This is a genomic window from Leisingera sp. (assembly GCF_034669605.1).
Lineage (GTDB): Bacteria > Pseudomonadota > Alphaproteobacteria > Rhodobacterales > Rhodobacteraceae > Leisingera.
Map to the genome: position 1 here is coordinate 1 of NZ_JAXMOX010000201.1, position 8,149 is coordinate 8,149.

Annotated in this window: 8 protein-coding genes; 6 read left to right on the plus strand and 2 right to left on the minus strand. The window is 62.8% G+C overall.

Annotated elements, in window-relative coordinates; genetic code table 11:
- Positions 1-133: methylmalonyl-CoA mutase family protein (locus VOI29_RS20010; protein ID WP_323782850.1), on the minus strand; the 133-nt coding region annotated here is incomplete at its 3' end.
- 169 nt (positions 134-302) lie between these two features.
- Between VOI29_RS20010 and VOI29_RS20015 the strand changes: the two genes are divergently transcribed.
- The 6 genes from VOI29_RS20015 to VOI29_RS20040 all read left to right on the plus strand — a co-directional run bounded on the left by VOI29_RS20015 (position 303) and on the right by VOI29_RS20040 (position 7,263).
- Positions 303-1,733, plus strand: coding sequence for a 1-acyl-sn-glycerol-3-phosphate acyltransferase (locus VOI29_RS20015; RefSeq protein WP_323782831.1), 1,431 nt, complete (start codon positions 303-305; stop codon positions 1,731-1,733).
- A 112-nt stretch (positions 1,734-1,845) separates the two neighbouring features.
- Positions 1,846-3,132 (plus strand): crotonyl-CoA carboxylase/reductase, encoded by a 1,287-nt coding sequence (gene ccrA, locus VOI29_RS20020; RefSeq protein WP_323782834.1) that lies wholly within the window; start codon positions 1,846-1,848, stop codon positions 3,130-3,132.
- A gap of 341 nt (positions 3,133-3,473) precedes the next feature.
- The gene (locus tag VOI29_RS20025) at positions 3,474-4,193 is read left to right on the plus strand and encodes a LuxR family transcriptional regulator (protein ID WP_323782836.1); all 720 of its coding nucleotides are present in this window, start codon (positions 3,474-3,476) and stop codon (positions 4,191-4,193) included.
- Positions 4,194-4,285: 92 nt separating this feature from the next.
- On the plus strand, positions 4,286-4,927 hold the full coding sequence (locus tag VOI29_RS20030; protein ID WP_323782838.1) for an acyl-homoserine-lactone synthase: 642 nt from the start codon (positions 4,286-4,288) through the stop codon (positions 4,925-4,927).
- Positions 4,928-4,990: 63 nt separating this feature from the next.
- Positions 4,991-6,529, plus strand: coding sequence for an ATP-dependent DNA helicase (locus tag VOI29_RS20035; RefSeq protein WP_323782841.1), 1,539 nt, complete (start codon positions 4,991-4,993; stop codon positions 6,527-6,529).
- On the plus strand, positions 6,526-7,263 hold the full coding sequence (locus tag VOI29_RS20040) for an SDR family oxidoreductase (protein WP_323782844.1): 738 nt from the start codon (positions 6,526-6,528) through the stop codon (positions 7,261-7,263). Before VOI29_RS20035 ends, VOI29_RS20040 begins: the two co-directional genes overlap by 4 nt.
- 179 nt (positions 7,264-7,442) lie before the next feature.
- On the opposite strand, the gene VOI29_RS20045 is transcribed toward VOI29_RS20040, so the two are convergent.
- Positions 7,443-8,149: TIGR02186 family protein (locus VOI29_RS20045; protein WP_323782847.1), on the minus strand; the 707-nt coding region annotated here is incomplete at its 5' end.

The window sequence follows — 8,149 nt, forward strand, 5'->3', positions numbered from 1 at the left end:
GGTCGAAGGCGACCGACAGGCCGGTCTGCCCTTTGGCCAGATTGGCGCGGTACAGCGCGTTGGACGCCGATGCCGTGGAATGGCCGGCATAGGTGCGGATCAGCCAGGGGCGGTCTTTTTGCATCTGCGGCATGTCGGGCCTCGCGAGTCAGTGTGCTGGTAATTTTATTTCGTCATGCAGATGTAAACTGCAATTTTCAACCCATGTCAATTCGCTGCGTTGCGGCAATTCCGCTGCCGGGGCGCGGCGCCCTGCCGGCAAGGCGCTTGTAAACGGCGCGGGCCTGGGCAACTGTCCCTTTATGACGCAGACCGTGGAACTTCCGCTTTGGCTCTTTGTGCTGATCGTGGGCTTTGCCGCGGTGACCCTTGCCTCGCATTTTCTGTTCCCCTCGGTGCGCTGGTTCTTCCGGCGGCGGCTGGAACGCGCTGTGACGCGGCTGAACCAGCGGCTGGAGCGCCCGATTGAGCCGTTCAAGCTGACCCGCCGCTATGACTTGATTCAACGATTGATCCATGATCCGCAGGTGGCCCAGGCGGCGGTGGATCATGCGGCGGCAGAAGGCATCCCGGAAAACGTGGCATTCGAGCAGGTGCGCCGTTATGCCCGCGAAATTGTGCCCGGATTTTCCGCCTTTGCCTATTTCGGCCTCGCCATCCGCGCGGCGCGGCTGCTGTCCAACGCGGTCTACAGGGTGCGGCTGGGCCACCAGGACGAGGCGGCGCTGCGGGCCATCGACCCGGATGCGACGGTGGTCTTTGTGATGAATCACCGCTCCAATATGGACTATGTGCTGGTCACCTATCTGGCGGCGGAACGTTCGGCGCTGTCTTATGCGGTGGGGGAATGGGCGCGGGTCTGGCCGCTCAGCCGCCTGATTCGGGCGATGGGGGCCTATTTCATCCGCCGCCGTTCGCGCAATGATCTTTACCGCAAAGTGCTGGCGGCCTACGTGCGGCTGGCCACGCGGGGCGGTTCCACCCAGGCGATGTTCCCCGAAGGGGGCCTCAGCCTGGATGGTGCGATCGCTGCCCCCAGGCTGGGCCTGCTGAAATACATCGTCGAAGGCTATGACCCGGACGGGCGTGATGTGGTCTTTGTGCCAGTGGCGCTGAATTACGACCGGGTGCTGGAAGACAGGATCCTGACATCTGCCGCCAAGGATGGAGACCGGAGATTCCGCGCCCGCATCGGCCTGGTCGCGCTGCGGCTGTTACGGCTGCTGTGGCTGTGGATGACCGGGCGTTACTACCGTTCGGGCTATGCCGGGGTGAACTTTGGCCGCCCTCTCAGCCTGGCCGCGTTCAAAGCCGGGCGGGACGGCGATATGACAAGGCCGCTGGGACGGGAATTGATGGCGCGGATCAGCGCCATTGTTCCGGTGCTGCCGGTGCCGCTGATCGCCGCAATCCTGCAGCAGCACGGCGCCCTCAGCCGCGCCGCTGTTGAGCATCGGCTGGCGGAACTGATTGCGGCGATGCCGATGGCCCATGCCCACATGCCGCGGGAAAACCTGGGTTATGCCGCGGACGCAGGGCTGCGGCAACTGGCGCGGCGCGGGCTCATCACCGAGGACAACGGCCGGTTCAGCCCGGTTGCGGCGCGGCGCGACCTGCTGGCCTTCTATGCCAATTCCATCCGCCACCTGTTGCCAAGGAATGGTGCGCATCCGGATGGCGGGGATGGTTTTTCTGCAGATGCCAAGGGCAATGCTGCATCTGCAGGGTTATAAAATTACCCATACCTGGCAAAAGGGGTTGCATTATTACCCTACCGATCCTATCCCTCATGTAACCGCTGCGATTCTGCACCGCGGCAATTGATAGGATGCAAAGGAGGCCATCATGGCATTGGATACCCAGACTGACGTCATGTCGTACGAGGCGCCCGAGAAAGATCTTTATGAGATGGGCGAAATGCCCCCGATGGGCTATGTGCCCAAAAAGATGTACGCATGGGCGATCCGCAAAGAGCGCCACGGCGAGCCGAACACTGCGATGGAGCAGGAAGTGGTCGACGTGCCGGAGCTGGACAGCAATGAGGTGCTGGTTCTGGTGATGGCCGCGGGCGTCAACTACAATGGCGTCTGGGCCTCCCTTGGCACGCCGATCTCGCCCTTTGACGGCCACAAGGCCCCCTATCACATTGCCGGTTCCGATGCTGCCGGCATCGTCTGGGCGGTAGGCTCCAAGGTCACCCGCTGGAAAGTCGGCGACGAGGTGGTGATCCACTGCAACCAGGACGACGGCGACGACGAGGAATGCAACGGCGGCGACCCGATGTATTCGCCCAGCCAGCGGATCTGGGGCTACGAAACCCCGGATGGGTCGTTTGCCCAGTTCACCAATGTGCAGGCCCAGCAGCTGATGCCGCGTCCCAAGCATCTGACCTGGGAAGAAAGCGCCTGCTACACGCTGACGCTGGCCACCGCCTACCGGATGCTGTTCGGCCACGAGCCGCATGACCTGAAGCCGGGCCAGAACGTGCTGGTCTGGGGCGCTTCGGGCGGCCTGGGGTCTTATGCGATCCAGCTGATCAACACCGCCGGCGCCAACGCCATCGGCGTGATCTCGGATGAAAGCAAACGCGACTTTGTCATGGGACTGGGCGCCAAGGGCGTTCTGAACCGCAAGGACTTCAACTGCTGGGGCCAGCTGCCCACGGTGAACACGCCCGAATATGCCAATTGGTTCAAGGAAGCCCGCAAGTTCGGCAAGGCGATCTGGGACATCACCGGCAAAGGCGTGAATGTCGACATGGTGTTCGAACACCCCGGCGAAAGCACCTTTCCGGTCTCCACCTTCGTGGTGAAAAAAGGCGGCATGGTTGTGATCTGCGCCGGCACCACCGGCTATAACCTGACCTTCGACGTGCGCTATATGTGGATGCACCAGAAGCGTCTGCAGGGCTCGCACTTTGCGCATCTGAAACAGGCCGCCGCGGCGAACAAGCTGATGGTCGAGCGCCGCCTGGACCCCTGCATGTCCGAGGTCTTTACCTGGAACGACCTGCCTGAGGCGCATATGAAAATGCTGCGCAACGAGCACCTTCCCGGCAATATGTCGGTGCTGGTGCAGGCGCCGAAGACCGGCCTGCGCACCCTTCAGGATGTGCTCGAGGCCAAAAGCTGATCCTCTGTCTGATCTAAACCGGACTTAAGGCGCGCCGCGAATCACATAGGTGATTCGCGGTTTTTTGTTACTTTATTTCAGCAGGTTGCCCGCTGAACTTTTCTGTTTCCGGGGGGGGCGGTTCGGAGGCCGCGCAATCAGGCTGTTGCTGCTCCGCTTCCGGCGCAACATCTGCGCAATCGGGTGCCGGGCCGCAGGAAATTGGCTGTCTCCCGGAGGTTGCCATTGACCGCGCAGCGTCCCGCGCTGCAAAAGAGCGGTATTTGTTTTAAACGAAGCCTGATACAACCTTGCTGGTTGCGAAACGCCGGATCGGGCAGGCTCTGAATTGGTATGCGGCAATGGCACAAAAGGCAGGACTGGACCGGATTCTGGAGGCGCTCGACGCCACCGAAACCCTTGATGGGCTGCAATCGATCATTGATCAGGTGTGCGATGTGTTCGGGGTCGATCATGCCATGTATCACTGGGTCGACAGCGCCGGCGACCACTACTATTTCGGCACCTATCCGCCGGCCTGGATCGAACGCTACCAGGAAATGGCCTATGTGCGGGTCGATCCGGTGGTGGCCGGCTGTTATCAGCGTTTCCACCCGGTTGACTGGAAGCGGCTGGACTGGTCGCCGAAACCGGCGCGCGAGTTCCTGAAAGACGCGCTGGAGCATGGGGTCGGCAACCAAGGCTATTCCATTCCGATCCGCGGGCCGAACGGGCAATTTGCGGTGTTTACCGTCAGCCACAATTGCGACGACGAGGCCTGGGAGAAACTGACGCAGCGCTACAGCCGCGATATGATCCTGATGGCGCATTATTTCAACCGCAAGGCGCTAGAGTTTGAACCCAGCCGCAGCCCTGAGCAGGCTCAGCCGCTGTCGCCGCGTGAAGTGGATGCGCTGACATTGCTGGCCATCGGCTACAGCCGTGCGCAGGTGGCCAAGACCCTGGCAATCTCCGAGCATACTCTGCGTGTCTATATTGAAAGCGCCCGGTTCAAGCTTGGGGCGATCAATACGACGCACGCCATAACCCGGGCCATGACACTCGGATTTATCGTAGTTTAACGTTAGAGTGTGATCGCTGCGGTAAGCACACTCTAAAATTGAATAACTCAAGCGTAACCTGTCCCCACTTTTAACCAAAAGGGGACTATTCAATGCTTCGTTATATCTACGGCCATGATCTTCACAACCACGCCGGCCTCGCGCACTCGATGTTCCGCGACCGGGCGGATCAATTCCGGGCCCGGCTGGGCTGGGAGGTGCACGTGGACTGCAAGGGGGAGGAGCGCGACCAGTATGATCAGCTGGATCCGCTTTATGTGATCTGGGAAATGCCGGATGGCAGCCATGGCGGCTCCATGCGGTTTCTTCCGACAACTGGTCCGGTGATGGTCAATGACGTCTTTCTTGACCTGGCCGGCGGGGTGCCGATCTGCAGCCCGCTGATCTGGGAATGCACCCGTTTCTGCCTGTCACGCAACGCGGGCGGCAATGCGGCGGGGGCGCTGACCCTGGGCGGGGTCGAGATCATGCGCAATTTTTCCATCGCCCATTTCGCCGGTGTCTTCGACCGGCGCATGGTGCGGATCTACCGCAGCCTCGGCTTCAGCCCGGAGATCATCGGCACCCGGGGCGAAGGCCGTGAACGGGTCTGCCTTGGCCTGTGGGAATACACGCCCGGGGTTTATCAGGCCGTTGCCTCCAAGGCCGGAATCGCCCCCGAATTGTCGCAGATCTGGTTTGACCTTTCCTTCGGGGGCGCGGGGGCGGCAGCCCCCATGGCACTCACGGGCTGATTGAAGCGGAATCCGGGGCCGGATCCTCTGGCGGACCCGGTCCCGCGGCTGTAGGGTCGCGCAATGACAGCTCTGCCCGTACAGTTTTCCGACGACCAGGCCACCGCTTTTGACAGCGTGACCGAACTCCTGCGCAAGGCGGGGGTGGATCTTGATGACGGGCTGTTGCAGCCGCCCCGCGGCGACGCCGGGGTGATGGCCGTGATCGGCAAGGCCGGATCAGGCAAGACGCTGCTGCTGGCCGAGCTTTACAAGGCGCTGGAGCAGGCCGGGGTTGAGGTCGTCTCGGGCGATTATGAAAGCCGCAAGAAAGGCGACGACCGCCGCACCCTGGCGATCCTGGCGCCGACCAACAAGGCGGCCAGCGTCCTGCGCCTGCGCGGCGTGCCTGCAACCACCATCCACCGCATTCTTTACACGCCGGTCTATGACCCGGAATACGAACGCATCGCCGAATGGCTGGCAGGGCAGGGCGACAAACCCGCAATCGAAGGGCTGACCGAAGACGCCCTGGCCCGCGCGGCTGCGTTCTACGAGAAAAACAAGTCGATCCCCGGCGCCCTGGCCGCGGCAGGCCTGCGCGGCTCTGACTTCATCACCGGCTGGAAACGGCGGGAGGAGCCGCTGGATATCGGTTTTGTCGATGAAGCCTCGATGCTGGACGACCGCCAGTTCGAAGACCTGAAAGAGATCTTTCCAAATCTGGTGCTGTTTGGCGACCCGGCGCAGCTGGCCCCGGTCAACCAGTCGGGGTCTATGGTGTTCGACACCCTGCCGGAGCCGCAGCACCTGATCCTGAACCGCATTCACCGGCAGGAGGCCGGCAACCCGATCCTGGATCTCGCCCATGCTCTGGCCGATCCGCAGCTGGGGTTCGAGGATTTCGAGCGGATGGTCGAAGACACCGCACGGCGCGACGACCGCGTAGTCTGGGGCCAGCGGGTGGAGGTCGATCTGATGGCACGTTCGCCGGTGCTTGTCTGGCGCAACAATACACGGATCCGGCTGATCAACGCCTTCCGCGCCGTGCATGGCGCGCCGGAGGATGAGCTGATCGCCGGCGAGCCGCTGATCTGCGACGGTATCGAACTGCCGATGAAACACCGCAAGAAACGCCTGGATCTCGAGGCCCGCGGGCTGATCAAGGGCGCCCAGGTGATCTTTCTCGGCTCCGGCCGCAAACCCGGATTCTCCCGTTTGCATGTGATGGGGGCGGAAGACCCGCAGGTCTCTGCCGCCTCCATCGTCAAGATCGAGAAACCGGATGAGGAGGAGCCCTTCATCCCCTACGCCGCCCGCATGGGTGCCACCTTCCTGCACGGTGCGGCGGTGACCATACACAAGGCGCAAGGCTCGCAATGGGACACCACCCAGGTGTTCGCCCCTGATATTTACGCCGCCGCCCGCATGGGCCGGGTCGAAGCAGGCCAGCCGCTGTGGAAGCGCCTGGCCTATGTGGCGATCACCCGGGCGCAGGAGCGGCTGATCTGGGTGGTGCGCAACCGCCTGGCCAAGCCCTCAGGCCCGCTGCAGGTCGATGACCTGAAGGCCGTGCCTGCCGCGGCATTGACACTGGAAGCGCAAGAGGAGACCCCGGCATGAGCAAATCCATTCTGATCACCGGCGCCAGCTCCGGCATCGGCCGCGCTGCGGCAAAGGTATTCCTGGCCGAAGGCTGGCAGGTCGGGCTGCTGGCCCGCCGTGCGGACAGGCTGGCCGAGACGGCGCAGGGCCACGCCAACGCGCATGTGCTGCCCGCGGATGTGACCGATCCGGCAGCGGTGGATCACGCAGTGAACAGTTTTGCCATGGCCGCGGGGCGGCTGGACGTGCTGTTCAACAACGCAGGCATCTTTACACCGCCCGGCACCATTGATGAAATCCCGCTGGAGGACTGGTTTGCATCCGTCAACGTGAACCTCACAGGCATGTATCTGTCCGCCCGCGCCGCCTTCCGGCAGATGCGTCAGCAGACGCCCCAGGGCGGGCGGATCATCAACAACGGCTCCATCGCCGCGCATGTGCCGCGTCCGCTGTCGGCGCCTTACGCGGCGACCAAGGCGGCCATCACCGGTCTCACCAAAAGCCTGTCACTGGACGGACGGCCCTTTGATATCGCCTGCGGCCAGATCGACATCGGCAACACCCGCACGCCGATGATCGAAGACCTGAGCCAGCGCCACGCCGACGCCAGCCCCGGTGCCGAGCCGATGCATACATTTGCGGTGGAAGACGCTGCCAGCTCAGTGCTGCACATGGCCGGTTTGCCGCTGGAAGCGAATGTGCAGTTCATGACAGTGATGGCCACCAAGATGCCCTATATCGGCCGCGGCTGATCTCTCCCGCCCGTCGCCGGCGCCTCAAAGATGCGCCGCTCCCGTTGGGCCTGGCGCTGCTCTGACGCGCAGCGCGCCTCCGGCGGGAGTATTTTCACAAAGCAGAAACAGGGGCTTTCATCTTTCCCGAATACTCCGGGGTGAATTGGCCGCGAGGCCAAAAGGGGCAGCGCCCCTCTTTACCGGTTCCTAAGCAGGCTGAAGGCGGCAGAGGCGCCCCAGCCGGAGGCAATTGCAATCACCAGCGCCATCAGGCCATACAAAAACGGCTGCTCGCGGGACATGGAATACAGAAACCGTTCCAGACCCACTTTGCGCACGTGGATCGTGGTCTCGTAGTTGGAGACAACCTCGCCGCCGCGGGTCAGGAAGATGCGGGTCTGGTATTCGCCTTCGGTCAGATCGGCGGGCATGTCGATGGCCGTGCGGAACAGGGTCTGTTCATCCACCGCCACGGTGTTTTCACGCAGCGAATACAGTCCGTTGCCTTCCCGGATGCGCACCACCGCGTCGGCAAATGCCTGGGCGCCGCGGATATGCATTGCCGCGCCGACAGAGCGGATCGCGCGGGCAATCGAGACCCGGAAGCGCAGGTCCTCGGTATCGGTCAGCACCTGGGCAAACGGTGCGCTGGTGGCCACTGCGTAAAAGGCAGGTGCCGAGTCGACCAGCACGCTGTCCACATTGACCCAGATGCCGAGTTTCTTTTCCTTGCGGCGGACCATAACGGCCGGGGCCGGGCCGGAAACGGTGACAATCCCTTCCAGCGGCTCGCCAGACGGGATCGGGCTTTCCCGCTTTACCGCCCCGAAAACCAGGATCTCGGAACCGTCGAAAGTGGCGGTGATTGCAACCCGGTCCTGGCTGAGTCCCAGAACGACCTCTT